The sequence below is a fragment of the Nocardioides sp. NPDC059952 genome, assembly GCF_042730435.1.
Taxonomy (GTDB): Bacteria; Actinomycetota; Actinomycetes; order Propionibacteriales; family Nocardioidaceae; genus Nocardioides.
In genome coordinates this window covers 22,423-47,522 of record NZ_JBHWLY010000046.1, presented here as the reverse complement: position 1 = coordinate 47,522, position 25,100 = coordinate 22,423, and the positions used below count along the sequence as shown (strand labels likewise).

Annotated in this window: 24 protein-coding genes; 7 read left to right on the top strand and 17 right to left on the bottom strand. The window is 69.1% G+C overall.

Annotated elements, in window-relative coordinates; all coding sequences use genetic code 11:
* Window positions 1-25: 25 nt before the first annotated feature.
* Together ACFV9G_RS19910 and ACFV9G_RS19905 are read right to left on the bottom strand one after the other, a co-directional pair.
* On the bottom strand, window positions 26-808 hold the full coding sequence (locus tag ACFV9G_RS19910; RefSeq protein ID WP_378729258.1) for a DUF6612 family protein: 783 nt from the start codon (window positions 806-808) through the stop codon (window positions 26-28).
* Between the two features lie 64 nt (window positions 809-872).
* The gene (locus ACFV9G_RS19905; RefSeq protein WP_378729257.1) at window positions 873-1,346 is read right to left on the bottom strand and encodes an RDD family protein; all 474 of its coding nucleotides are present in this window, start codon (window positions 1,344-1,346) and stop codon (window positions 873-875) included.
* Window positions 1,347-1,559: 213 nt separating this feature from the next.
* Between ACFV9G_RS19905 and glnA the strand changes: the two genes are divergently transcribed.
* From glnA to ACFV9G_RS19885, 4 genes are all read left to right on the top strand, one after another.
* Window positions 1,560-2,981: a type I glutamate--ammonia ligase gene (gene glnA, locus ACFV9G_RS19900; protein WP_378729256.1), complete on the top strand. Its 1,422-nt coding sequence runs from the start codon at window positions 1,560-1,562 to the stop codon at window positions 2,979-2,981.
* A gap of 387 nt (window positions 2,982-3,368) precedes the next feature.
* Entirely contained in the window at window positions 3,369-3,788 is a 420-nt protein-coding gene (locus tag ACFV9G_RS19895; RefSeq protein ID WP_378729255.1) for a hypothetical protein, read from the top strand.
* A 153-nt stretch (window positions 3,789-3,941) separates the two neighbouring features.
* Complete coding sequence (locus ACFV9G_RS19890) at window positions 3,942-4,142, top strand: hypothetical protein (RefSeq protein ID WP_378729254.1); 201 nt, start codon at window positions 3,942-3,944, stop codon at window positions 4,140-4,142.
* Window positions 4,143-4,888: 746 nt separating this feature from the next.
* On the top strand, window positions 4,889-5,488 hold the full coding sequence (locus ACFV9G_RS19885) for a hypothetical protein (protein ID WP_378729253.1): 600 nt from the start codon (window positions 4,889-4,891) through the stop codon (window positions 5,486-5,488).
* Between the two features lie 69 nt (window positions 5,489-5,557).
* On the opposite strand, the gene ACFV9G_RS19880 is transcribed toward ACFV9G_RS19885, so the two are convergent.
* Window positions 5,558-6,136 (bottom strand): HD domain-containing protein, encoded by a 579-nt coding sequence (locus ACFV9G_RS19880; RefSeq protein WP_378729252.1) that lies wholly within the window; start codon window positions 6,134-6,136, stop codon window positions 5,558-5,560.
* Between the two features lie 127 nt (window positions 6,137-6,263).
* On the opposite strand from ACFV9G_RS19880, the gene ACFV9G_RS19875 reads away from it, so the two are divergent.
* The 3 genes from ACFV9G_RS19875 (at window position 6,264) to ACFV9G_RS19865 (ending at window position 9,022) form a co-directional block, all read left to right on the top strand.
* Window positions 6,264-7,277 (top strand): GlxA family transcriptional regulator, encoded by a 1,014-nt coding sequence (locus ACFV9G_RS19875; protein ID WP_378729251.1) that lies wholly within the window; start codon window positions 6,264-6,266, stop codon window positions 7,275-7,277.
* A gap of 112 nt (window positions 7,278-7,389) precedes the next feature.
* Window positions 7,390-8,139 carry a peptidoglycan-binding protein gene (locus tag ACFV9G_RS19870; RefSeq protein ID WP_378729250.1) on the top strand — a complete coding sequence of 250 codons (750 nt, stop codon included), beginning with the start codon at window positions 7,390-7,392 and terminating at the stop codon, window positions 8,137-8,139.
* A 151-nt stretch (window positions 8,140-8,290) separates the two neighbouring features.
* Window positions 8,291-9,022, top strand: coding sequence for a ZIP family metal transporter (locus tag ACFV9G_RS19865; protein WP_378729249.1), 732 nt, complete (start codon window positions 8,291-8,293; stop codon window positions 9,020-9,022).
* 98 nt (window positions 9,023-9,120) lie between these two features.
* Here ACFV9G_RS19865 and ACFV9G_RS19860 read toward each other — a convergent pair whose 3' ends face one another.
* The 14 genes from ACFV9G_RS19860 to ACFV9G_RS19795 form a co-directional block, all read right to left on the bottom strand.
* Window positions 9,121-9,876, bottom strand: a complete 756-nt coding sequence (locus tag ACFV9G_RS19860) for an alpha/beta fold hydrolase (RefSeq protein ID WP_378729248.1) — start codon at window positions 9,874-9,876, stop codon at window positions 9,121-9,123.
* Window positions 9,873-10,715: an alpha/beta fold hydrolase gene (locus tag ACFV9G_RS19855; RefSeq protein WP_378729247.1), complete on the bottom strand. Its 843-nt coding sequence runs from the start codon at window positions 10,713-10,715 to the stop codon at window positions 9,873-9,875. The genes ACFV9G_RS19860 and ACFV9G_RS19855 overlap by 4 nt, the downstream gene beginning before the upstream one ends.
* Window positions 10,716-10,818: 103 nt before the next feature.
* On the bottom strand, window positions 10,819-12,108 hold the full coding sequence (locus tag ACFV9G_RS19850) for an MFS transporter (protein ID WP_378729245.1): 1,290 nt from the start codon (window positions 12,106-12,108) through the stop codon (window positions 10,819-10,821).
* 141 nt (window positions 12,109-12,249) lie between these two features.
* Entirely contained in the window at window positions 12,250-13,323 is a 1,074-nt protein-coding gene (locus tag ACFV9G_RS19845; RefSeq protein ID WP_378729244.1) for an alpha/beta hydrolase family esterase, read from the bottom strand.
* Window positions 13,320-14,198: an alpha/beta fold hydrolase gene (locus tag ACFV9G_RS19840; protein ID WP_378729243.1), complete on the bottom strand. Its 879-nt coding sequence runs from the start codon at window positions 14,196-14,198 to the stop codon at window positions 13,320-13,322. Before ACFV9G_RS19840 ends, ACFV9G_RS19845 begins: the two co-directional genes overlap by 4 nt.
* Window positions 14,195-15,004: an ABC transporter ATP-binding protein gene (locus tag ACFV9G_RS19835; RefSeq protein ID WP_378729242.1), complete on the bottom strand. Its 810-nt coding sequence runs from the start codon at window positions 15,002-15,004 to the stop codon at window positions 14,195-14,197. The genes ACFV9G_RS19840 and ACFV9G_RS19835 overlap by 4 nt, the downstream gene beginning before the upstream one ends.
* Window positions 15,005-15,019: 15 nt before the next feature.
* The gene (locus ACFV9G_RS19830; protein WP_378729241.1) at window positions 15,020-15,811 is read right to left on the bottom strand and encodes an ABC transporter permease; all 792 of its coding nucleotides are present in this window, start codon (window positions 15,809-15,811) and stop codon (window positions 15,020-15,022) included.
* Window positions 15,808-16,635 (bottom strand): ABC transporter permease, encoded by an 828-nt coding sequence (locus ACFV9G_RS19825; protein WP_378729240.1) that lies wholly within the window; start codon window positions 16,633-16,635, stop codon window positions 15,808-15,810. Before ACFV9G_RS19825 ends, ACFV9G_RS19830 begins: the two co-directional genes overlap by 4 nt.
* A 32-nt stretch (window positions 16,636-16,667) precedes the next feature.
* Window positions 16,668-17,642 carry an ABC transporter substrate-binding protein gene (locus tag ACFV9G_RS19820; protein ID WP_378729239.1) on the bottom strand — a complete coding sequence of 325 codons (975 nt, stop codon included), beginning with the start codon at window positions 17,640-17,642 and terminating at the stop codon, window positions 16,668-16,670.
* Complete coding sequence (locus ACFV9G_RS19815; protein WP_378729238.1) at window positions 17,639-19,087, bottom strand: FAD-binding oxidoreductase; 1,449 nt, start codon at window positions 19,085-19,087, stop codon at window positions 17,639-17,641. Before ACFV9G_RS19815 ends, ACFV9G_RS19820 begins: the two co-directional genes overlap by 4 nt.
* A gap of 94 nt (window positions 19,088-19,181) precedes the next feature.
* Window positions 19,182-21,086, bottom strand: coding sequence for a helix-turn-helix domain-containing protein (locus ACFV9G_RS19810; protein WP_378729237.1), 1,905 nt, complete (start codon window positions 21,084-21,086; stop codon window positions 19,182-19,184).
* A 66-nt stretch (window positions 21,087-21,152) separates the two neighbouring features.
* Window positions 21,153-22,295 (bottom strand): acyl-CoA dehydrogenase family protein, encoded by a 1,143-nt coding sequence (locus tag ACFV9G_RS19805; RefSeq protein ID WP_378729236.1) that lies wholly within the window; start codon window positions 22,293-22,295, stop codon window positions 21,153-21,155.
* A gap of 48 nt (window positions 22,296-22,343) precedes the next feature.
* A complete protein-coding gene (gene lpdA, locus ACFV9G_RS19800; RefSeq protein ID WP_378729235.1) occupies window positions 22,344-23,741 on the bottom strand; it encodes a dihydrolipoyl dehydrogenase in 1,398 nt (465 codons plus the stop codon).
* A gap of 24 nt (window positions 23,742-23,765) precedes the next feature.
* A complete protein-coding gene (locus tag ACFV9G_RS19795; RefSeq protein ID WP_378729234.1) occupies window positions 23,766-25,094 on the bottom strand; it encodes a dihydrolipoamide acetyltransferase family protein in 1,329 nt (442 codons plus the stop codon).
* Window positions 25,095-25,100 lie beyond the last annotated feature (6 nt).

Here is a 25,100-nt window from a genome sequence, read left to right as displayed (position 1 = left end):
GGCCCTACTGCGTACGAACTGGCTGTCAGCCGGCCATGCTCGGCATGTCGGTGACCTGGTCCGCCGGCGGCGCCTCGATGGTCACGTCCTCGCCGTGCTTGGAGAGCACCATCTCGACGGTGCCCATGTCGCCCATGCCGACCTCGGCCTTGCGGAGCAGGCCGTCACCGTCGACCCAGATGTCCTGGTCGATCGTCTCGGGCAGGCCGCTGGTGCTGTCGGAGCCGAGGCTCTTGGCGAGGCCCGCGGAGTCCACGGTGAAGCTGTAGTGCTTGGTCTCGACGCCGTCGACCGTCTCCTCGCCCTCGAACTTGGAGGACTTGATCGACTCCTCCATGCCTTCGAAGAACGCGAGCGGGTTGCTCATCGACTCCAGGCTGGTACCGCCCATCTTGGCGAGATCATCGGCGCTCGCTGTCATCCACGAGTCGCCCATCATGCCCTTGATGTAGATCTTCTCGTCGACAAGGATCGTCTCCAGATCCATGTTCATCGAGCCGCCGCTCATCTTCATGGTGGAGTGCTGCGCCGGCGGCTCCTTCTGGATGTCGCCCTCGCCGGTCATCGAGACCGTCTGACCCGACGCCTTCGCCTCCATCTTCGTGGTGAAGTGGGCGGTGTCGATGTCGGTCGCCTTCTTCATCACCTCGGTCATCTCCTCGGCCGAGACCGAGTCACCCTCGCTGGCGCCGCCGGCCCCACCACCGCCGCCGCAGGCCACCAGGCCCGAGAGCGATACGGCCAGCACGCCTGCCACAGCAGCACGGCGCCAGAGGCCACGCGGCCCGAGAGTACGGTTGAGCGTCATTGAGCTTCCCTTCGTGTTTGCCGCTGCTTGCGGCTGACCGGTCCAACCTACCTCTGGACGCCTATCAACCCACCCGGCGAAACACGTGTCGATAGGTCTGAAGCGTGACGGTCGCGGTGCCGGCCGCCAGGTCGTGCAGCCCGCGCCGGTCGGGGCGGAAGACGAGCGGCGGAACGACGAGGACGACCAGGATCTGACGGGCGATGCTCCGCAGCGGATCGAGCGGGCGCACGTCCGGCTCCCCCGGAGACACCCGCACCGTACGCAGTCGCGTGACGAGCTTGCCGAAGGAGCCTCCACCGAGCGTCGTGAAGACCGCCGTCTGCACGATGAAGACGACCAGGATCCACAGGTTGTCGGTCGGCCGTGGGTCGACACCGGCGAGGAGCGACCCGAACGGCAGCGCCCGTACGCCGAGGAAGACCGACGCCACCAGCGACGACGCGAGCCAGTCGATGAAGAGCGCCAGGACGCGCCTGCCCCAGCTCGCGGTGTCATAGGGCAGAGTGGGCGTCGCAGGAGTGGCGGAACTGGTCACGTCGGTAAGCCTAGGCGGCGACGTCTTGAGGAGTGAGATCCGGGATGGTTGCCGATCAAATCACACAACCTGTTACACGCCTGAAACATTTGCGACACTCCTGTGCAACCGTCCCTTCGTAATTTGCGTGGCACGGTCGGATCCATGAGGGTCCGGCCTCGATCGCGAGAGACCTATCTGGCTCTGCCCGACCGGGTGAGCCAAGGAGGATTGATGTTCAGCACTGACGACGAGCTCTTGAAGTTCATCTCTGACGAGGGGGTCGAGTTCGTCGACATCCGTTTCGTCGACCTGCCTGGCGTCCAGCAGCACTTCACGGTGCCGGTGTCGTCGTTCAACCTGGAGCCGATGGCCTTCGACGGTTCGTCGATCCGTGGTTTCCAGACGATCCACGAGTCCGACATGGCGCTCTACCCGGACGTCACGACTGCGTACATCGACCCGTTCCGCACCGCGAAGACCCTCGCGCTGATGTACTTCGTGCACGACCCGATCACCGGGGAGGCCTACTCTCGCGACCCGCGCAACATCGCGCGCAAGGCCCTGGCGTACCTCGCCTCGACCGGCATCGGCGACACCGCCTTCTTCGCCCCCGAGGCCGAGTTCTTCATCTTCGACAAGGTCGCCTACAACACATCCGAGGGCGAGTCGTTCTACAAGATCGACTCCGTCGAGGCCTGGTGGAACTCGGGCGCCGACAAGAACCCCGACGGCTCGAACAACCTGGGCTACAAGACGCGCTACAAGGGCGGCTACTTCCCGGTCTCCCCCACCGACCACTTCGCCGACCTGCGCGACACGATGGTCAAGAACCTCGAGGCGTCGGGCCTGCTCGTCGAGCGCGCCCACCACGAGGTCGGCACCGCCGGCCAGGCCGAGATCAACTACAAGTTCGACACGCTGCTCAAGGCTGCCGACGATGTCATGAAGTTCAAGTACATCGTCAAGAACACCGCCTGGGAGGCCGGCAAGACGGTCACCTTCATGCCGAAGCCCGTCTTCGGTGACAACGGCTCGGGCATGCACGTCCACCAGTCGATCTGGAACGCCGGCGAGCCGCTGTTCTACGACGAGACCGGCTACGGCGGCCTCTCCGACATGGCCCGCTGGTACATCGGCGGCGTCCTCAAGCACGCCCCCGCGGTGCTCGCGTTCACCAACCCGACCGTGAACTCCTACCACCGCCTGGTGCCGGGCTTCGAGGCTCCGATCTCGCTGGTCTACTCCTCGCGCAACCGCTCCGCCGCGGTCCGCATCCCGATCACCGGCACCAACCCGAAGGCCAAGCGCGTCGAGACCCGGTTCCCGGACCCGTCCTCGAACCCGTACCTCGCCTTCTCGGCCCTGCTGCTGGCCGGCATCGACGGTATCCAGAACAAGATCGAGCCGCCGGCTCCGATCGACAAGGACATCTACGAGCTTCCGCCGGACGAGATGGCCGAGATCAACCAGGTGCCGACCTCCCTCGGCGCCGTCCTGTCGGCCCTGGAGAACGACCACGACTTCCTCACCGTGGGCGACGTCTTCACCCCCGACCTGATCGAGACCTGGATCGACTACAAGACCAACGACGAGATCCTCCCGATCCAGCTCCGCCCGCACCCGCACGAGTTCGAGCTCTACTACGACATCTAGAATTCGTTCTACGTCGTAAGTGGCCCCTGACCTGCATTTTCGCAGGATCAGGGGCCACTGTCATTGGGGCGACGAGGGTCAAATTCCGCAGGGATTCCGCAGGAGACGGGCTTCAGAGGCCGATCCCAGTCGGTTCACGCCTCGTCGACCTACCCGGCGGCTCGCGCCGGAGCTGTACTTCTACTCCGGCGAAGGGTGGCGTCGCATTCCTGCCTCATCGTGACCACAGCGACGTGCGCGGTCATCTGAGACAGGGTCTCGGTTGACCCGCGCCGTCACGTGCGTACGACCCGTGAAACGACCGCACACAATCCCAGATGCTCTATCGTGTCGGCCGTGCCAGCGCCGCCAGATCCTCCCGCAACGTCCGTGGAGATGCTGCCCACGGTGAAGGTGCTCACCATTGTTGCCGCAACCGTCATGATCGGGTGCCTGTCCGTAGCCGCCATGGCAACGGGATGGGTCATCCTCGTGCTCGTCATCGGCGCGGACGGCTGGGAACAACTATTCGCACTCCTCGGTCTGGGCATCGCCGGACTGGCGTTGCTGGCCGCACTCCCGCACGCGCTGATCCTGCGATGGGCCAGGCGTCATCCGCGATCCATTGCCTCACCATGGCCCACTCTCGTAGCCGCACTCTGCACCGCAGCCCCCATTCCGGCGACGGTTCTGTACTTCTTCGAGAAGACTCCGGCCCAATACACCCTTCTCGCTGCCGTCCTCATGGTGCTGCTGGCCGCCGAAGTCGCTCTGATGCTCCGCGTGTGGTGGCATCCTCAGCATGTGGTCTGGCTCAACAGTCGGTGACGCACGGCGCCCGGCGCAGGCGCTTTACTTCTGGATGCTGCACAGCCACTCGACCGGCTCGAAGCCCATGGCCTCGTTGACCTGGATCATGTGGGCGTTGACCTCGGCGTTGTACCTTCCTCGGTGCCCGCTACAGACGCATCGCGCGAAGACGTGGCCGCAACCGAGCCCTCGTCGCTGTCGGCCGGTCCACCCTCGTCATCATCTGGAATCCTCCTCAGCGACCCCGACGCCCGCTTCCATGACCTCGGCCGAGACCACTGCGACCGCACTCGCTCCACCGCCAACGTCAAGCGCAGCGCCGTCCGCACACTCGAAGCCATCGGCTACGTCACCCTCACGTCGGCGGCCTGACCAGCACCTTTACCCGACTCCGTCGGGCGCTGCCGCCTGCCTGCATGGGTCCATTCTCGGACTAGATTTCTTCAGCGGCCTCTCCTGGTGGTCCTGCTCGATTGGTGGTCGAAGACCTCGAGCAGAACCCCGGAGGGGCCGTTCGGACGGGACCGACACGAGAACGCGTCGCCCCCACGACATCGCTGGCGACAGGGAGATCAGCTGTCCGTCAGCAGGGAAGTCCGTGTCCGCCTACAGGGATCTTGGCGTGTCCGCTGACACCTGGGCGACGCGGCCGAGGCGACCATCGTCCAGCGAGCTACGGCGATCGCCGTGACCTCTACGACCCAGGCAACGAGAGCCGGAACTCGTAGGCTGCAGAGCAGCCGGGTTCGGGCCTCATCATGAATTCCGCAGAGGTTCCGCAGGAGAGCCGTCAACGCACATCGACCACCGCCATTCACCATCCGTCACATCGTCCCCGACCTGCACTTTCATGAGCAGCCGACATCGACCGTTAATCGCTCGGGCGTTCGTGCTCTACTACGACATCTAGGCCACAGAGCTCTGAACCGACCTGAGCCCCTCTTCCGTTTCATCGGGAGAGGGGCTCAGTCGCGTTGTTCGTCGAGCGCCTCGCGCGCCGCGTAGCCGCCACAGCGAGAAGTACCCATCGGCTAGCTGGAATATGGGCGAGCCCGTGCAACACATGTTCTCGTTGGCGCGTCTTGAAGACACACATCGCCCGGGCTCGGAGGGTTCACATGAAGCAGCTCGTCGTCTTCTTTCTCATCGGCGCGCTCACGCCCGTGTTGGGGCCGGTCCTCAGCGCGCAGGCGCTGCCGCCCGACCTCGTCTGCGACGGCAGCTACCACCACCGGACGTTCCGCCACGTAGTCATCCCGGACGACGCCCGCTGCGTGATCACCAGTTCCAGGATCACCGGCAATGTTCGCACCACGGGTGCACCGACGGTGGTCAGCATCACCGACACGCACATCGGCCGGAACATCCACGTCCGCAATGTCGTCCAGCGCGTCACCATCGGGGCTGCGGGGTGCCGCGTGGACCCTGTGGCCGGGCGAAACCTCATGGTCCGCAACTCCCGCAACGTGGCGATCTGCGAGATGTCGATCGCCAACAATCTGGTGGTACGCAACAACCGGGGCACCTTGATGGTCCGGGACAACAAGGCGTGCAACAACTTCCTCGTCGTCCGCAATCACGTGCGGTCCATGCGAGTGGTCAGGAACTCCTACGCCGGCAACTTCTCGGTTGCCCGCAACACCTGGGTCGACCGTAGGATCGTGAGGGACAACGTGGGGCTGCGTCAGAACCCCTCGGCGTGCCGTCGGGCTGGATGAGTGCTTTGGCCTTTCGCTTGAGGCGACATCTGAGAACGACGCCGACGGCGCAGCCCCGGACGAGGCAGCTCAGGCGACGCGGTCGATCGGGTTGTTGGTGAAGCGCTCAGAGAGGCGGACGCTTCGTTCGAGCTTGGCGAATGATCCCTTGGGCTGACGCTGAGCCTCATCCAGGTAGGCGGCACGCATCTGGCGGGCGAAGTCCAGCCGTGGGTAGGCCCGCAGAATGCCGGTGAGCGCTTGCTCGTCGAGCTTCTTCATGCCGCGGCCGGCTACATCGATCTGGGCGCCCAACTGCACGACCCGCGCAGTGGGGCTGCCGTCAGGGATGAGCCTGGTGTGCCGGAGGATCGCCCGCTCCACCAGCTTGATGTGCTCCCGATCCCATCCGCGCTCCCCCAGGAACCTCGCGGCGAGCTCGGCGCCGACCTCTCCGAAGTCCGCGTCTCCGCGGTGGGCGTCGGTCAGGCCGAGGTCGTGGATCATCGCTGCGACGAATCCCGCTTCGTGGTCGACGTCCTTCTTGACGAGGGCGGCCCCGAACAGGTAGGTCCGGTAGCTGTGGTTCACCAGAAATGCCGGCGCTGCTTCACGGGCGAGCGCTGCAGCAGCCTGTGCCGTCGGGGTATCAGGGGTGGTAGGTGACATCGCGTTCCTTCCTCAGGGTGGAGAACCGATCGTCACCCAGCCGTACGATGTCTGCAATGACCTTCCTATCTCAGATTCGGACATGCCGGCCGGTCCTCGCCGGCCAGCAACGAAAGGACCGCTGCAGGTGAGTGACCGACGCAGCGCTGGGAAGCGCGTCATGGCGATCGCCGTCTTCGACGGGGTCGAGATGCTCGATGTGGCAGGGCCCGTCCAGGTATTCAGCACCGCGTCACGAACAACGGAAGCCGTCGATTACGACGTGGTGATCGTTGCCGCCGAGCCCGGGCCGGTGCGAACGTCGAGCGGGGTACCGCTCATCGCTGAGCGCGGCTGGGGACAGCTCGGGGCCGACATCCACACGCTGGTGGTTCCCGGCGGCCTCCGCGATGACGGCCGAGGGCCACTGGTCGACCAGAAGCTCGTCGAATGGCTGCGCTCCGGTGCGCCGATGCCCGGTCGCGTCGTATCCGTCTGCACCGGCGCGCACACGCTCGCCGCCGCCGGACTGCTCACCGGACGGTCGGCCACCACCCACTGGTCGACCGCCGACCTGCTCGCCGCCGAGCATCCCGACATCACGGTCGCTTCCGATGCCATCTTCGTCAACGACGGGCCGGTGTGGACGTCAGCCGGCGTCTCCGCCGGTATCGATCTCGCTCTCGCACTCGTCGCCGCCGACAACGGCGAAGCGGTCGCGCGGCTTGTCGCACAATGGCTCGTGGTCCACCTGCGACGCACGGGCGGCCAGCACCAGTTCAGCGCACTGCTCGGACCCAGGCGGTCGACCTCCGAGCGCATAGCGCAGCTGCTCGCCTGGATTCCCGAGCACCTCCGTGGTGACCTGTCCGTCGATGCGCTCGCCATGCGCATCAACGTCAGCCCTCGTCACCTGTCCCGCCTGCTCCGCGACGAGCTCGACACCACGCCGGCCGCCCTCGTGGAACGTATGCGGGTCCAGGCCGCCGTCGACCAGCTCCTGCACACCGACGCCCCGATCGCTACGGTCGCGACGCAGGCTGGATTCGGCTCCGTCGCATCCCTGCACCGCGCTTTCGCCCGGGTCTACAAGGTCACCCCAGGGCAGTATCGTCGCCAGTTCTCCACCCGCGTCGACCTCGACGAGAGCACCGCGCACTAGCGCCCTCTGCCCGGCACCGCAACGCCGGCCGCGCCACTCGTGTCCGCGTCATCTGGTCAACAACCGGGCAACATCGCCTGCCCGGAGCGCGGGGGTCGCATAGCCTCGGCCGGTGCCAATCTTCGCGACCCTGGCCGGCGCATCTCGGGCACGCCGCTCCACCCTCGTCCTCGTTCTCCCCCTCGTCGCCGCTGCCGCGCTGGCTGTTACCGCGGTAGTGGCGGTCAGCCCCGGCAACGCCGCCACCGCCACGACGATCAAGCGGTGGGAGACCCGGCTGGCCGGTCTCGGCTGCAACGTCGGCCGCGTCGACGGGCGCGTGGACGACCACACCCGCACGGCCGTCGTACGCTTCCAGACCCGCCACCGCCTGAGCCCGAGCGGTCGCTTCACGACCACCACGCGGACACGGCTGATGTCGGCGACGGCGAAGCGGTGTGACGTACGGCCGGTGCCGGCGAGCACCGGGACCGGACGCCGCATCGTGATCAGCCAGCGACAGGACTGGGTCTGGCTGGTGCGTGCCGACGGGTCCATCCGCGCGCAGGGTGGGATGATCGACGCGGAGTGGCTGGACAAGCAGTGGTACAGAACCGGCTCCTACTGCGGCCGACCGGCCCGCGGCAACCCGCGTACGAACTACAGCGGCACGCAGTGGCTCTACCACTTCGTCCGGTTCGCGCCCTGCGGCGTTGCCTTCCACCGGGTGCCGGTGAGCATGCGGACGGGTCGTCAGATCCACCCGAACTGGTATCTCGGCACCGACGAGAAGACCTCCGACGGCTGCATCCGCCTCAGCGCCACGATGGCGGCCGAGGTCTGGGACTTCACGAAGGTCAAGACCCGCGTACGCGTGGTGTGAGCCCAGGCCCCTCCCCGACGTCACTCACAAGGTCGTCGTAGAAGCTGTCAGCCGAGAGCCACTCCGTCAGGACACAGGGTCGACGCACGCGCCGACCGAGCAGTAGGTCAGCCATACTGGACCTCATGACCGGCGTCGAGCGGGGTGTGCTTTGACCGGTGCGCTCATCTGGGGACTTGTCGCCAGCTCCTCGCTGATCTTGGGCGGCGGGCTCGCCTACGTGGTCACACTGCCCCGGCGGGCAGTCGGGATCATCATGGCCTTCGGTGCCGGGGTGTTGATGAGCGCCATCGCCTACGAGCTCGTCGAGGTGGCCTTCGAGACAGCACACGGCACGGGCGCGCTCGCGATCGGGCTGCTTGCCGGCTCGTTGACGTTCTTCGGGGGCGACTGGTTGATCGATCGACTCGGGGGCGACGGCCGTAAGAGCACCTCGGGGATGCAGGCCACCGGTGTCGGCCTCGCGATCGTGCTGGGCATCGTGCTCGATGGGATCCCGGAGTCGATGACGCTCGGCCTCACCGTACTCTCGGAAGGCACGGTGAGCCTCGCACTGCTCGCCGCCGTCTTCCTGTCCAACCTGCCCGAGGCGATCGCCGCCACCGTCGGCCTGTCGCAGGCAGGCTGGTCGCGCGCTCAGGTGATGGGGCTCTGGGTGCTCGTCACCGTGGTCAGCGGCATCGCCGCGCAGGTGGGCGCGACCGCGTTCGCCGACGCATCCAACACGACGGTCGCCTTCGTGCTCGCCTTCGCGGCGGGGGCGATCCTGACCATGCTGGCGGACACGATGATGCCGGAGGCGTTCGAGCACGGTGGCAAGGTGGTCGGTCTCGTGACGACGGTGGGCTTCGCGGTGGCCTTCGCGATCAGTGCCCTGGAGTGACCAGGTGAGCGAGCGCCAGGAGCGAGTCAGGAGCAGGGATCGAGACCCGGGCGGCTCGCTACCACGCCCGTCCCGGACGGACTCCCGCTGCTGCAAGGTCAGCTAGGACCACAGTCGCCGTGACCGATCAGGACGTCACGCACCGAGGTGTAGGTGCGTTCGGCGTCCTCGAGCCAGAAGTCGTGACCGACCCCGGGCAGCCGGCGTACGTCCCAGCCGAGCGCCTCCAAGCGGGTGACTGTCGCCTCGGGCAGCACGGCGGGTGAGTCGTCGGAGAGCACGATCGTCGACGGGACGGCTGGGGCGGCGACCGGTGCCGGAGCGTGGGCCACGTCGCGGAAGACCGAGATCGCCATCCGGCGGTCGAACCTCTCGGTCGCCTCCGTGCGGAGCATGTCATCGCGCGGGTCGAGCGCTGGACGACCGCGGCTGCGCCACTTCTGCGCCAGCCCCGCGACCGTGAGACCGACGGGCGCGGTCGCCCAGAAGAGCCGACCGGCCAGGCCCTCGGTCGGGAGCCCGAGCCGGAAGCCGGGGTCGAAGTAGAGCGCGTGGGACGGCGCCAGTCGGGCGACGGCGCGCTCGAGCACCGTGCCGCCCAGGGAATGGCCGGCCACGAGGTCGAGGCCGGCGGGCAGCGTCTCGACCAGGTCATCGGCGAACGCCCTGATGCTGTAGTCGTCGGACCGGTCACTGGCTCCGTGCCCGCGGAGGTCGACGGTGGTGACCGTGACGCCGCCCGCCGCCACGATGCGCTCGGTGATGCCGCGCCACATCGATCCGTCGGCGCCCAGCCCGTGGACGAGGGCGACCTGCCGGGGGCCGTCACCGTGACGCGCCGTGGCGAGCCTCATCGGACCGTCCCTGCCTCGGTGCTGACACCGGCAGCGGTCTCGGTGAGGAAGTGCAGGAGCACCTCGTGAAAGCGGTCGGGCTGATCGATGCTGATCGCGTGGCCGCAGTCCTCGATGACCAACGCCCGGCCGTGCGCCGTGCCGGCGACCGCGGCCTCGGCGTGCTCGCACGGCCAGACCTGGCTGTCGCGCGCGGCCAGCATGAGCAGCGGCAGCGGGAAGCGGCGTACGACGTCGCGCCAGTCCTGCAGCGCGTGATCGAGCAGCAGCGACAGCGTCTCCGGAGCGGCACCGTCTCGGAAGACGGGCATGCCGCCCAGGCGCTCTGTCAGTCGGGCGACGGCCTCGCCGACCCGCTCGGCGGGGCGCCCCTGGCCGGTTTGCGGGACACCGTCCGTGAAGAGCGTCGCGGCGTTGGTGGCGTCGTAGCCGTAGAAACCGTGGGTCCAGGTGACGTCATTGAGCATCCGGGGGGTCTGGTCGACGACGACTGCTGCCGCGAGTCGGGCAGGGCCGAACTGGTCGACGTAGGCCCAGAGCGTGTTGCCACCCATCGAGGCCCCCACGACGACCGCGTCGTGGAGGTCGAGGTGCTCCAGCAGCTCACCGAGGTCGCGGCCGTGGCGCGCCATCCGCTGGCCGTGGGCGGGCGTTTCGGAGTCGCCGTGGGCGCGCCGGTCGAACGCCACGACGCGGTGCCCAGCAGCGACCAGGGCGTCCACGGTCAGCACCCATGCGGAGGCGGGTGCGGTGTAGCCATGGACGAGCACGACCGGCCGTCCATGGCCCTCGTCGGTGTAGGAGAGCACTACGTCGTCGGTCGTCCGGAAGCTTGGCACGTCCCCGACGCTAGCCGCCCGGAGCCCGGGCGACCATGGAGATCAGCACAGTCACGGAGGCGTGCAGGTAGAGAAATCCTCCGGCGCATTGCTCACGCCGCGGTCATCGCACAGACGTGATCGGGCGTACGGCTACGGCGCCCAGCATGACGAACACGATGCCGGCGACGAAGAGGACCTCGTAGCCACCGGTGAGGGTGACCAGGCCAGCAGCGATCGAGGGGCTCATCGCTTGCGGCAGCGTGGTGGCCAGACCCAGGATGGCCAGGTCGCGACCAGCGTTGCCGGCACCCTCGCCCTGCGGGCGGGCGGGGAGCACCTCAGTCATCAGGGCGAGGTCGATGGAGATGTAGACCCCGAAGCCGAGGCCGAGCAGGAATGCGTACGCCAGCACGCCGGTCGTCGTCGGCACGAGGAGCGGGATGGCGAGGGCGATCGACATGACGACCGAGGACCACACGATGAAGGGCTTGCGCCGCCCGACGCGGTCGGAGAGCCAGCCGCTGCCCAGCGCGGACAGCAGGACGCCGGCAAGCAGGACGACACCCATCGTCGCGGCGAAGGAGTTCGACGCGGCATCGCTCATGCCGATGTAGTCGCGCAGGATGTAGAGGCCGTAGGTCTGAGCGCCGTAGAAGCCGATGACCATCAAGAATCGCGAGCCGAACGCCCACGCGAAGTCGGGGTGCTGGCGGGGGCTGATCCAGAAGCCGCGCAGGAAGTCCTTGGCGCTGCTGCGCTCGCGGGGCAGGCGGGTGGCGGACTCGTCGCGGTAGGCGACGACGAAGACCCCGACGATCACCAGGACGAGGAGCGAGAGGATGGCGTACGGCAGGAAGCCCTGCCCGGCGGCGCTGCCCGCGACGATCGCGCCGACGGCGTTGCCGATCGTGATGCCGACGCCGATCATCGCCGAGACGTTGCCTCGGCGGCTTGCGGGGTAGCGGTCGGGGACGATAGCCGTCGCGGCGGCCTGGACGACGTTGACGCCGCACTGGACGACGAGCCACACGAGGGCCACCATCAGCACGGACTGCGCCATCGGCAGACCGAGGAGGAAGCCGCTGGTCACGAGTGCACCGCCGACCATCCACGGCGTACGGCGCCCGAAGCGCGAGCGGGTGGCGTCTGACAGGGCGCCCGCGATGGGCTGGGCGAAGATGTTGGCGATGAAGGCGATCGTGGTGACGAACGCGAGGTTGCCGATCTTGCCGGCCTCGTCGATTCCCGCCACGATGTTGGGCAGCAGGATGCCGTTGCCGCCGGAGTTCACCGCGAGGATCGCGACATAGATCATCAGCAGGCCGAACGACATGCCGCGCCGCGGCGGCGCGACGTCGGCGTCGTCGGCCGTGGGCGGCTGTGGGGGGAAGGGACTCTCGGTCAGCGCCATCGGGTGCTCCTGGCTCGGGGGCGGCACCGTCGCCGCTCGATCTAGGAGGCTAAGGAACCAAGCCCGGCTGGGTAATGGAGATCGTCTCCCTCATCTGTCACAGGGCATAGGGATGACGTCCATACCCTCGTCTTCCCGGCACTACTTCCCGGCCGGCGGAGCTTGGCACACGCCGTCTGCCTGGGTCTCGAAGAAGTCATGGGCGACTTCGCGCATCTGCGGGCCCGCAGGATCGGCCCCGGCGTCGAGCAGGTGGAGCGGCTCGCCACCGGAGTAGGCGTGCGCCAGGCCATGGACGACGTGACGCTCACCGAGCAGGCATCCCTGGGCGTCCACGTAGCTGGCGACCTCGTCGATCCGGCCGTTGGTCGTCTCATAGGTGAGCGTTGCCGGGGTCCCGGGCACCGAGCCGTTCAGCAGCCCGTCGTCGACAAGGTCGTTGGTGGCAAGCCACTGCTCGACGAGGGCCTGCTGCCCGACGACGAGCGCCAGCGGGTCGAGCGTGCCGTACGAGATGACGAACGGTTGGCGGCGGGCGTGCTCGCCCATCGCCGCAACGGCCTGGCGAGCGGACTCGATCGGATCGGGTGTCGTTCCTATCAGGTGATCGGGCGAGCCGATCGCGCAGAGGGTCCCGTTGAACATGCAGCCGGCTTCGGCCTCCACGCCGCGGAAGACGTCCGGATGCGTCGCGGCCAGGACCGTGGCCATGCCTGCACCCGCCGAGAAGCCGCCGACCGTGATCCGGGCCGGATCGATCGGCAGAGTGTCACGCACGTCCTCGGCGGTCGCCGCGACGAGCGAGGGCGCCCGCCCGTCCCGGCCCTGCTGGGCGGCCTCGGTCCAGTTCCAGATGCCCGTGAGGGTCGCGCCGCGATCCTCCTGCGGATAGAGCGCGACGAACCCGCGCTCGAGGGCGAGCTCGTCGAGACGCGACCGGACGGCGACGTCGTCGACAAGCTCGTTGGACCCGTGCAGCTGGACCACGAGGGGCACCGCGTCATCGGACTGTGCGACCTGGGGCGGCACGAAGAGGCGGTAGGTCATGGTGCCCAGGTCGTTCGCGACCCGTCCGTACCGCACCTCTCCGACCGGTTGCCCGACCGCTGGTTGCTCCGCGCCGGCGACGGCCGCAGTCGGCGCCGACCACAGTCCCGCGACCAGCAACGCCACGAGCCCGGCCGCGGCAGTCCGTTGCCGGCGCACGCGACTCACATCCCGAGGTTGGCGCGTAGCGCCGCGACACAGGCTGACGCGCCGTGGTCGGTCATGATGATCGCCGCGTGATCGACACCGTCCACCAGAGCGGCCGAGACGAGGGCCGGCGTCGTGGCGACCAGGCGTTCCACATGTGCGGGGGCGTACATCGGCGCCGAGTCTGCCCCGATGCTCCAGGGCGCGTAGACCAAGCGCACGGGTGCCCGTACGGCAGCCAGCGTCGCGGCCGGGGCGTCGGAGGCGAGGACCGAGACCGCGTCGTCGACGACCGTCTCGAGGTCGCGGTGCACAGACAGCCCGCCGTCGACCACCGCGAGGTCATGCCCCACCAGGGTCTGCATGCGCGGATCGTCGGCCCCGGTCAGCGGCGCGACGCTGCCCCGGTAGTGGTCGAGGTACGCCGCCTCGTCGGACCAGACTCGGTCGGTGGCGTACTGCGCGCGGAACTTCGGAGCCGCTGCTGCGGGCGGCGGCGGCCCCTGCTCGCCGAAGTCGAGCGGCAGCCCACCATCGACCAGGGTGACGGTGCTGACACGGTCAGGATGTCGCGCGGCGAGCTCGGTGACGACGAAGCCGCCCAGAGACATGCCGAGGAGGTGGACCTGGTCGTGACCCAGCGCATCCAGCAGCGTCACGAGCTGCTCGGCGTGCTCGGCCACCGAGGACGGCCCGGGTCGCGCCGGCGTCCCCCCGCGTCCGGCGAGGTCGGGAGCGATGATGCTCACCTCCGGCGCCGCGTCGAGAACCCACGACCACAGCCGGTTGTTGCTGGACACACCGTGCACCGCCAGCACCGGCCCGGTCGTGCCGGGACGGATCAACACCTCGAACGTCCCGGCCGCAGCCTCGACCCTCTCGATCCTGGTGCTCACGCCGATACCTCCTCGGCGATGCTCGCCGTCTCGCGACGGATGAGGCTCATGACCTCGCCGCGCAGACGGAGGAACTCCGGATCTGCCTTCGTCGTCAGCTGGTCGCGCCCCGACGGCAGGTCGACCTCGAGGTCGGCGGCGATGCGCGCCGGCTTGCCCGCCAGCACGACCACACGGTCTCCGAGGTAGACCGCCTCGTCGATGTCGTGGGTGACGACCATCAGGGTCAGCCCGGACTCGGCGGCGATGCGTACGACCAGGTCCTCCAGGTCGGCACGGGTCTGAGCGTCCACGGACGCGAACGGCTCGTCCATCAGCAGCACCCGCGGCCGGTACGCCAAGGCTCGGGCGATCGCCACGCGCTGCTGCATCCCGCCGGACACCTGCCAGGGGTAGAGCCTCTCGACACCCTCCAGACCGACGGCGGCGAGCGCCGCGGCGGCACGGGCGTTACGCTCCTGCCGCGACAGCGAGCGGCGCAACGGCAACGTGATGTTCTCGCGGATCCGCAACCACGGCATGAGCGAGCGGTTGTAGTCCTGGAACACGACTGCCAGGCCGTCCGGCGGACCGGCGACGGCCCGCCCCGCGACCGCGACCTCTCCCCCGCTCGGCCGCTGGAGCCCGGCGACGCAGCGCAGCAGGGTCGACTTGCCGGTGCCGGAATGACCGACGACGCAGACGGTCTCTCCCGCCCGGATCTCGAGGTCGACGCCGTCGAGCACGTGCCGGGAGACACCGTTGACGACGAATGTCTGCTGCAGCCCGGCGATGCGGACTGCGGAGACCGGTGGTGACTGGTTCATGAGGACTCCATGGGATCAGGCGCCGACGGCGGCGACGGTGGTGGAGCCGGCACGACGGCCCTCGTGCCACGACAGCACGAGCCGTTCGACTCCGGCACTGAGCAGGTTGAGGGCGTAGCCGAGCAGGCCGAGGAGGATGAGTCCGGCCCACATGTCGGCGATCGCGTAGCTGCGCTGGGACTGCAGGATGAAGTAGCCGATGCCCTCGCTCGATCCGAACAGCTCGCTACCCACCATGATGACGACGGCCACGGAGACGCTGGTCCGCACACCGACCATGATCTGCGGCGCGGCGTTGGGCAGCATCACTCGGGTGACCAGCGTCGCTGCCGTGAGCCGGTAGGTCCGAGCGACGTCACGCACCAAGGGATCGACCGCACGGACTCCGTCGACGGTATTGAGGAAGGTCGGCCAGAAGGCACCGAGAGCGATGATGACGACCTTCGACGTCACCCCGAGACCGAGCATGGCGACGATGAGCGGGAGCAGGGCGACTATCGGCGTGGCACGCATGAACTCGAACACCGGGGTCAGGGCCCTGTGGACCCGGGGCATCAGCCCGAACGCCACGCCCGCCGCGAGCGCCGCGACCAGCCCGGCACCGAGTCCCAGTCCGAGGTTGGTGAGGCTGAACGTCACGTCGGTAGGGACCCGCTCGAAGAGCCACAGGTCCTGGAACAGCTCGAGGATGGTCTGCAGCGGCGGGAAGTAGATCGACGTGCTGTTGGCCGAGGCGAACCACCACGTCGTCACGAGCGCGACCGGAAGCCAGGCCTCGACTGCCAGGGACGTCAGCCCGCGCCTCATCGGTGCCCCCGAACGGAGGGGTGCCAGGCGATGATCCTGCGCTCCAGGCGACTGAACAGCAACACAACCCCCAGGCCGAGGAACCCGGCCAGCAACGTATAGGCGTAGACGTCGACGGTCTCGCCGTTGCGCTGCGCGACGGCGATCAGGGCGCCGACACCGGGGGCCAGCACCAGCAGCTCGACCGAGATCGCCAGCAGCATCGCGATGATCGCCGAGAGGCGGACGCCCGTGGCGATGTACGGCAGCGCGCTGGGCAGCACGACGCGCCCGAGGATCGACCAGCGGCCGAGCCCGTAGCTGCGCGCCGTCTCGACGGTCACAGGGTCGGTGTCGCGTACGCCGTAGATGGTCTGCAGCAGGAGGGGCCAGATGCAGGCGGGGATGACGATGATCAGCACGGCTTCCCGGCTCGCGCCGTAGACGAGCGCTGCCAAGGGGATCAGGCCGAGCGCGGGGATCGTACGCAGGAAGTCGATCGTGAACCTCGAGCTTCGGTAGGCGAGCGTGCTGCCGCCCAGGAGCAGCCCGAGCGGGATGGCGACGGCCAACGCTACGGCCAGGCTGATCGACCACGCGGTGAGCGTCTGTCCGATCGCGGTCCAGGGCTCGGAGGTGCCGAGCACAGCGGCCAGGCGGGCGAAGGACTCGACGCTACCGGCCAGGGCGGCGTCACTGACCTGGTCGGTCGCGGCGAGCCACGACCACACGGCCAGGACCACCACAACGGCCCCGACCTGACTGACCAGGGCCGGCACCGCGCGGCGCGCCCGCCGCTCCGCGGAGGGCGGGACCGATGCCGATGGCACTGCGTCGGACACCACGTCCCGACCCTCCACGACGCGCTCGGACACCGTCACTTCGCCACGACCTGCTCGACGTCGATCGGCTCGGCGATGCCGGCGTAGCGCACCAGGACGTCGTTGATGGTGGCGAAGCTCGATGGCGAGATACCGGCCTCGAGCTTGTTGATCTGCGTGGCCTCGGCGACCTCCGGCTTCATCTTGAAGTACTTCTCGTAGATCGGGATGAGCTTGCTCGGGTCCTCGTCGGCCAGCTCGATCGACTCGGCTACGGCGTCCTGCAGGGCGTCGACGGTTTTGGGGTTGGCATCGGCCCATTCGCGGGTCGCGGTCATCACCAGACGGGGCGAGTCGGCGAAGACCGTCTCGATGGGGTCGCCGAACGGCACCTCGGCACCGCCGTCGATCAGTTGCGTCATGAATGGATCGGCCACGAGGGCCGCGTCGATGTCACCCGACGCGAGCGCGTCGGCGACGGCAGGGAACGGCACCTCGACGATCTCCACCAGCGTGTCGTCACCTCCGTCGTCGGCGACCACCTGGCGGACCCCGAACTCGGAGGCCGACTTCAGCAGGTTCACGCCGACCTTGCGGCCCTCGAGGTCCTTCGGCGCCTTGATGTCGCTGCCCGCGGGCACGACGAGCGCCGAGCCCGAGCTACCCGTGGCGCCTTCCTCGAAGGTGGTGACACCGCTCACCGCGACGACGGGGACGTTCTGCCCGGCGGCCACGGCCATGCCCGGGCCGGTGTTGACACTCAGGTCGACCTTGCCGGAGATCAAGGCGCCGACGAGGTCGGTGGCCGCGGCCTCCTCGGCCACCAGGTCGATGCCGTGCTTCTCGAAGATGCCCTCCTCGATGCCCAGCAGGACAGGTGCGGAGTCGGGCAGGGCATAGCTCCAGGTCAGCTGCCCCGCGGTAGCGGCGGCGTCACTGTCCTCGCCGCCACCGCAGGCGGCCAGGGCAAGGACGAGCGCCCCGGCGCCGAGGGCGCCGAAGATCTTTCGGGCGACGGACGGACGGGTCATGACATGTCTCCTGTCGGGTATGCGGTCGTTGTGGTCGGTGGCGAGGAGAAGACCTTGCCGGGATTGAGCAGGTGAGCGGGGTCGAGGGCAGCCTTCACCGCGCGGTGCATCTCGACGACCTCGGCGGAGAGCTCCGCGGTGAGGCCGTCGCGCTTGAGCAGGCCGACGCCGTGCTCGCCCGTGACGGTGCCACCGAGCGCGATGGCGTCGGCGATGATGTCGTCGAAGGCAGCCTCGGCGCGCGCGCGGGCCGCCTCCTCGCCCGGAGGCGTCACCAGCAGCGGGTGCAGGTTCCCGTCGCCAGCGTGGGCGATGTTCGCGATCACGATGTCTTGGCGGATCGCGATGCGCTCGATGCGCGCCAACATCTCCGGCACCTGCTCCTTGGGGACGCAGACGTCCTCGGTCAGGACCGGTCCGAGTCGTTCGAGCGCCGGATAGGCAAGTCGACGGGCGGCGAACAGCGCCTCGGCCTCCGCCTCATCGGTCGAGCGCTCGGCCCACGTGGCGCCGGCGGTGCGGAAGCAGTCGACCATCTGCTCGGCGAGTGCCTCGCCGGTCTCGCCCGGATCGTCGAAGCGACCCAGCAGGACGACCTCGGCCTCGGTGGACAGCCCCATGTTCTTCCACGCGTCGACGGCCTGCAGGCAGTGCCGGTCGACCAGCTCGAGCGCGGACGGCACCAGACCGGCCTCACTCACAGCCCGCACAGCGTCTCCGGCATCCACGACGGAGGAGAAGAAGCCGGCGACCGTCACGGCCGGGGCGGGCAGCGGGCGGAGGCGGACGGTGACCTCGGTGACGATGCCGAGCGTTCCCTCCGACCCGATGACGAGCCCCATCAGGTCGTAGCCCGCGACACCCTTGGCGGTGCGCCGGCCGAGCCGTACGACCTCACCGCGTCCGGTGACGACCTCCAGCTGCAGGACGTAGTCGCGGGTGACGCCGTACTTCACGCAGCACAGCCCACCGGCGTTGGTCGCGACATTGCCGCCGATCGTCGACCACGGTGAGCTGGCGGGATCCGGCGGGTACCAGAGCTCGTGCTCCGCCACCGTCTCGCGAAGCACGTCGTTGACCACGCCCGGCTGCACGACGGCGAGCCGCTCGAGCGGGTTGATCTCCAGCACCCGGTTCATGCGCTCGAGCGAGACGACGACGCAGCCGTCGAGAGCGTTGGCTCCTCCGGAGAGCCCGGTGCCGGCGCCGCGGGCAACGACCGGGACGCCGTGCCGCAGGCAGGCGCGGACTACGCGTACGACGTCGTCGGTGGAGGTCGCACGGACCACCGCAGCGGGCCGTCCGTACGGCGCCCACGCCGCCTGGTCGCGGCTCATGCCCTCGACCACGTCGGGGTCGGTCAGCACGGCCCCGGCGGGCAACAGAGCGACGAGCTCCTCGGCGATGGCGGTGGCCGCGACGTCTCGCGCGACATCGGCGGTCATGTGCGGCGCCTGTGGATGGAGTTACTGGTCACGAGGACCAGAAGACCATCTCTGTGGCCCTCGTCACACGGAGAAATGCTCCGGCGTTGTGGGCTCAGAGTGGAGGTTCTGCCCCGTCGGCGTCGAGGCGCTCAGCGAGCCGGCGCAACCGCAGCGCGAGCTGCAGCTCGAGTGCGCGGTCGGTCCCCCGCCACCCGTCACCAAGCAGCTCGGTGATGCGGTCGAGCCGCTGGTAGAGGGTGTTCGCGTGCACGTGCAGGGCCGCGCAGGTGCGAGCGTGGTGCTGCGCCTGACCCAGGTACGTCTCGAGTGTCTCGACCAGGTGGCGGTTCTTCTCGGCGTCGTGGCGGACCAGCGCGCCGACCTGGTCGTCGATGAACGCCGTGGCGTCCCCGCGACCGGCCCGCCCGAACAACGAGGCGTAAGGGCTGGTCTCGGCGACGAGCGCGCACGAGCGGCCGCGGTCGAGGGCGACCAGCAGCACGGCAGTCTGACGCGCCGACTCGTGCGCGGCGCGCAGCGCCGTCACGCCGCCGGGCCAGGGGGCGATGCCGACGGCGCCCGGCAGCTCGGGGCCCTCGACACGAATCACCCGATCCCGTGCCACGACCGGGTCCACACCCGACAGCAGCACTACGGTGTGGCCGGCATGGTCCGCCGCCCAGCCCCCGAGGGCCGCCGCGACCCGATCACCGAGGCGTCGCTGGGCGCGCTCGGCGCCATGGCCGAGCACCAGCACCGTGCCGCCCGCGTCCAGGTCGATACCGGCCGCCCGCGCCCGCCGACGGAGGCCGGCCTCGTCGGTCCCCGCGGTGAGCGCAGCCGCCAGCAGCTCGCCGCGCGACCGCAGCTCGGCCTCGGCCACGGCCTGCTCCGACACCACGGCCAGCGCCACGGCCACAGCGCCGGTCTCGAGCAGGCGGAGCCTGCTCGGGCTCAGGGGCGCGCCGGTCGCCACCACCAGGGCTCCCCCGACGCCGTCACGCAGAGCGATGGCCGTGGCCGACACGTGGATGCCCGACTGGGTCTGCCACGTGTGTGTCCTGGCGTCGTCGAACAGCGCAAGATCCTCCGGCACCGGCACCTCGGCCACCGATGGTCCGGGGTTCAGCACCTCGCCGGTGCGGTCGACGATGGCGACCGCCGCACCCACCGCGCGCGCGATGACGTCGGCGACGTCGGACACGCCGCCGCCGCGCACCACGACGTCGGCCAGGGTCTCGCGCAGCTCGCTCGCCTGCTGCAGGGTCGTGTTGCTCTCGTTCACCTCATCGAGGGCCGCCTGGTAGGACTCGAAGAGGATGGCGTTACGGAGAGCGACCGCCGCATGCGCCGCCAGCGCGGCCAGCAGCTCGATCTCGTGCTCGTGGAACCGTCGGGACCGACGGTCGGCCGCCAGCAGCACACCGAGGGTGTCGGTCGTCTTCACGCCGGTGCGCAACGGCACGCCGACGATGCCGCCAAGCTGTTCGCTGATGGCCGCGGCGTCGACGGCCGGAACCCGGGTGATCGACTCGTCGGTCAGGTAGGACCGGGTCCACATCGGCCGTCCGGTGCGTACGACCTCGCCACCCAGGCCCTCGCCCTCGTGCAGCTCGATGCCGGTGAGCGCCGAACCCATGGACCCGTCGGCGTACTCGATGCGCAGGATCCCGTCGGGCTGGCGCAGCATGATGTACGCGACGTCGACGGCGAGCAGCTGGCGCGCCTGCACGGCGACCTGTTGCAGTACGTCGGCTGGATCGTGCAGAGTGGCGAGCCGGCGCGCGAGGTCGTTCAGCGCAGCCAGCTCACGTGCCACCCGGCGGCGCTCGTCGAGACGGTCACGGATGACCCGAACAAGGTCCACCTCGGACTGCAGCGCAGCGCGGCGCTCGGCCGGGGCATCCTTCAGCAGCCGCGCGCGATGCTCCTCGAACTCCTCGGCCGACACGTCGTCGCTCAGCATTCGGAGCCAATCAGGCACGCCGGGGCGCTCGGGGCCGACTGACGCGTTCATCGACGTATCGTGCCACGGCCGGGAGCGTCGACGGGCGCCATGGTTCTCCTGGAGTCCGAGTGGTGCTCAGCGCGCGAGGCTGCGGCTGATGACGAGCCGCTGGATCTGGTTGGTGCCCTCGAAGATCTGCATCACCTTGGCCTCACGCATGAACCGCTCGACGGGGAAGTCCTTGGTGTAGCCGGCGCCGCCCAGGACCTGCACCGCGTCGGTCGTGACCTTCATGGCGTTGTCGGTGCAGACCATCTTGGCGATCGATGCCTGCCGTGAGTACGGACGACCCGCGTCCTTGAGACGGGCCGCGGCGAGGTAGGTGGCTCTGGCCGACTCGATCGAGGCGGCCATGTCGGCCAGCACGAACGCAAGACCCTGGTGGTCGATGATCGCCTTGCCGAACGCCTCGCGCTCCTTGGCGTACGCGACGGCGACGTCGAGCGCCTCCTGCGCCAGTCCGGTGGCGACGGCGGCGATGCCGAGGCGTCCGGCGTCGAGTCCGGCCAGCGCGATGGGTAGGCCCTGACCCTCCGCACCGAGGCGCCGGTCGGCCGGGACGCGAACACCGTCGAACAGCATCGTCGCGGTCGTCGAGCTCATCAGGCCCATCTTCTGCTCGGGGTTGTCGGCCCTCAGACCGGGAGTATCGGCCGGCACCAGGAAGCAGGAGATGCCGCGCCCGCCATCGTCCGACGTACGCGCCATGACCTTGTAGAAGTCCGCCTTGCCGCCATGGGTGGTCCACGCCTTGGCGCCGGTGATGACGTAGTCGTCGCCGTCACGGACCGCGCGGGTCCGCATCGCCGCCGGGTCCGAGCCGGCATGCGCCTCCGAGAGGCAGTACGCGCCCAGCAGCTCACCCGACAGCATCTCGGGCAACCACGCCTGCTTCTGGTCGTCGGTCCCGGCGGTGAACAGCCCGAAGCACGACAGCGCGTGGACGCTGACCCCGACGCCCACCGACGCGGACGCCGAGGCGATCTCCTCCAGCGCCTGCAGGTACACCTCGTACGGCTGGCCGCCGCCTCCGACCTCCTCCGGGTACGGCAGCGACAGCAGACCGGCCCGCCCGAGCGTTCGGAACACATCCCGCGGGAACGTCGCGGACGCGTCGAGGTCGGCGATGACCGGACGCAGCTCCTTGTCGACGATGCTCCGGGTCAGGTCGATGAGATCGACGGACTCGTCAGTGGGCATGAGACGCTGGGCGGGCATGGGGTTCCTTGCTCTCGAGGATGGGTGCGACAGGTGGCTGGGGGCGGATCACAAGTTGATCATGTGGCCGGCGAGGCCGTGGAAGGTCTCCTGCAGCGCCTCGCTGAGCGTCGGGTGCGCATGGACGTTCCGCGCCAGCTCGAAGGCGCCGAGGTCCCACTTCTGGGCGAGCGTCAGCTCCGGCAGGAGCTCGGACACGTCGGGGCCGACCATGTGGCCGCCGAGCAGCTCGCCGTGCTTCGCACCGGCGACCAGCTTGACGAACCCCGTCGGCTCCCCCAACCCATGGGCCTTGCCGTTGGCCGAGAACGGGAACTTCACGACCGTCACCTCGTGCCCCTCGGCGACGGCCTCGGCCTCGGTCAGCCCGAAGCTGGCGACCTGCGGCTGGCTGAAGGTCGCCCGCGGCATCATGCGGTAGTCCCCGAGCTCCATGGTCTGCGCACCGGCGATCGTCTCGGCCGCCACGACGCCCTGGGCCTCGGCGACGTGCGCCAGCTGGAGCTTCATCGTCACGTCGCCGATCGCATGGATGTGCGGGACGCTCGTCCTCATCCTCTCGTCGATCGCGATCGCGCCGCGGTCGTCGGTCTCGATGCCCGCCGCCTCGAGACCGATGTCCTCGACGTTGGGCGCGAACCCCACCGACACCAGCACACGATCGACGTCGACGCTCTCCTGCACCTGCCCACGGGAGTACACGACCGAGACCCGGTCGCCGTGATCGGTGACGGACTCGACCTTCGTCGACGTGAGGATGTCGATGCCGAGCTTCTTGTAGGCCCGGGTGATCTCCTTGGAGACCTCGGGGTCCTCGTTCGGCAGCGCCCGGTCGAGGTACTCCACCACCGTCACGTCGACGCCGTACGCCTGGGCCACGTAACCCAGCTCCATGCCGATCGCGCCGGCCCCCACCACCAGCATCGATCCCGGCAGGTCGCGGTCGAGGATCTGTTCCTCGTAGGTGACGACCCGGGCGGACCGCTCCACGCCCGGCAGCATCCTGGTCCGCGACCCCGTCGCGATGATGGCGTGCTCGAACTCGATCTGGTCGACGGTCCCGTCGTGGCGCCTCACGTCCATGGCCCGCGGACCGGTCAGCACCCCGCGACCGTCGAGCTCGGTGATCCCGTTCTTCTTCATCAGGAAGTGGACGCCCTTGACCCGGCCATCAGCGACCTTGCGGCTCCGGTCGTGGGCCACGCCGAAGTCGAACGAGACGTCACCGACGATGCCGAAGTCGGCCGCGTGGTCGCGGTAGGTCCTCGCGATCTCGGCGTTCCGCAGAAGCGCCTTCGACGGGATGCACCCCACGTTCAGGCATACGCCTCCCCAATACTTCTCCTCGACCACGGCGACGTTCTTGCCCAGCTGGGCCGCACGGATCGCGGCGACGTAACCGCCGGGGCCGGCTCCGAGGACGACGACGTCAAACTTCTGCGGCATGGTGAACCTCTCCTGTTGTGCGGGTCAGAGCGTCGCGAGGGCCGGGTCACGCAGGAACGCCGCCGTGTCGGCCAGCAGCTCCGAGCCCTGCTGGCCGTCCATGACCCGGTGGTCGAACGACAGCGCCAGGGTCGTGACCCATCGGGGCTCCAGACGCTCGTCGACGCCCGTGCCGACGACCCACGGCCGGCGGGAGATCGTGCCGACCCCGAGGATCGCGGTCTCCCCCGGGTTCAGGATCGGAGTGCCGGTGTCGACGCCGAAGACTCCGAAGTTGCTGATGGTCACCGTGCCGCTGGCCATCGCCTCGGGCGGGGTCTTGCCCGACCGGGCCGTGGCGGCGAGGTCGGCGATCGCCGTGGCGAGCTCGGCCAGTCCCAGACGCTGGGCGCTGCGTATGTTCGGCACCACGAGGCCTCGGGGAGTCGCCGCCGCGATGCCGAGGTTGATCTCGCGCAGCTGGACGATCTCCTGCGCGGCCTCGTCCCACCGGGAGTTCGCCGAAGGGGTGCGCTCCAGGGCGCGCAAGAACGCCTTGGCGATGAAGCACAGAGGGCTGAGCTTCACGTCCTCGAAGTCGCGCCGGGCGGCGACCCGGTCCCGCAGCTCCATCGTCGCGGTGATGTCGAGCGTGACGAACTCGGTGACGTGGGGAGCGGTGAAGGCGGAGCTGACCATGGCCGCGGCGGTGTACTTGCGCACGCCCTTGATCGGGATGCGGACCTCGTCGGGTTCGGCGTCGGTGGACCGGGTCGCAGCGACGTCGGCCGCCGCGGGGGCGCCGTTGGCCGAGGAGTCGTCGAGCACGTCGGCACGGGTCACGATGCCGTCAGGTCCGGTCGGCGTGAGCGCCGCGAGATCGACCCCGAGCACCTTCGCCAGCTTCCGCACCGGCGGCTTGGTCCTGACGGGCCCGGACGGTGCCACCGCGGGAGCGGACCGTTCCGCCTCAGGCGCGGGCGGAGTCGATGCGGCCGGACGGCGACGTCGGCCGCTCGTCTCCTTCGCGCCGTACCCGACGAGCAGTCTCGGCTCCTCGGCGTCGGCGGCATTCTGCTCCGTCTGCGCCGGCGCGGACGGGCTCCCCGGCGCCTTCTCCGGCGCGGCTCCGGCGGTCGCGATGCTGATGATGGGCCTGCCGACATCGACCGTCACGCCCTCCGCGGCGTGCAGCTCGATCACCTCGCCCGCGAACGGCGACGGAAGCTCCACGAGGGACTTTGCCGTCTCGATCTCGACGAGGGTCTGATTGACCTCGACGACGTCTCCCGGCGCGACGAGCCAGGTCACGATCTCGGCTTCGGTCAGGCCCTCGCCGACGTCGGGGAGGCTGAACTGCTGGATGTTCGTCATATGGTC

Coding starts and splice junctions, on each gene's coding strand:
- ACFV9G_RS19910 (WP_378729258.1), bottom strand. CDS start 808: ATGACGCTCAACCGTACTCTCGGGCCGCGTGGCCTCTGGCGCCGTGCT.
- glnA (WP_378729256.1), top strand. CDS start 1,560: ATGTTCAGCACTGACGACGAGCTCTTGAAGTTCATCTCTGACGAGGGG.
- ACFV9G_RS19885 (WP_378729253.1), top strand. CDS start 4,889: ATGAAGCAGCTCGTCGTCTTCTTTCTCATCGGCGCGCTCACGCCCGTG.
- ACFV9G_RS19880 (WP_378729252.1), bottom strand. CDS start 6,136: ATGTCACCTACCACCCCTGATACCCCGACGGCACAGGCTGCTGCAGCG.
- ACFV9G_RS19860 (WP_378729248.1), bottom strand. CDS start 9,876: ATGAGGCTCGCCACGGCGCGTCACGGTGACGGCCCCCGGCAGGTCGCC.
- ACFV9G_RS19850 (WP_378729245.1), bottom strand. CDS start 12,108: ATGGCGCTGACCGAGAGTCCCTTCCCCCCACAGCCGCCCACGGCCGAC.
- ACFV9G_RS19835 (WP_378729242.1), bottom strand. CDS start 15,004: ATGAACCAGTCACCACCGGTCTCCGCAGTCCGCATCGCCGGGCTGCAG.
- ACFV9G_RS19830 (WP_378729241.1), bottom strand. CDS start 15,811: ATGAGGCGCGGGCTGACGTCCCTGGCAGTCGAGGCCTGGCTTCCGGTC.
- ACFV9G_RS19820 (WP_378729239.1), bottom strand. CDS start 17,642: ATGACCCGTCCGTCCGTCGCCCGAAAGATCTTCGGCGCCCTCGGCGCC.
- ACFV9G_RS19815 (WP_378729238.1), bottom strand. CDS start 19,087: ATGACCGCCGATGTCGCGCGAGACGTCGCGGCCACCGCCATCGCCGAG.
- ACFV9G_RS19810 (WP_378729237.1), bottom strand. CDS start 21,086: ATGAACGCGTCAGTCGGCCCCGAGCGCCCCGGCGTGCCTGATTGGCTC.
- ACFV9G_RS19805 (WP_378729236.1), bottom strand. CDS start 22,295: ATGCCCGCCCAGCGTCTCATGCCCACTGACGAGTCCGTCGATCTCATC.
- lpdA (WP_378729235.1), bottom strand. CDS start 23,741: ATGCCGCAGAAGTTTGACGTCGTCGTCCTCGGAGCCGGCCCCGGCGGT.
- ACFV9G_RS19795 (WP_378729234.1), bottom strand. CDS start 25,094: ATGACGAACATCCAGCAGTTCAGCCTCCCCGACGTCGGCGAGGGCCTG.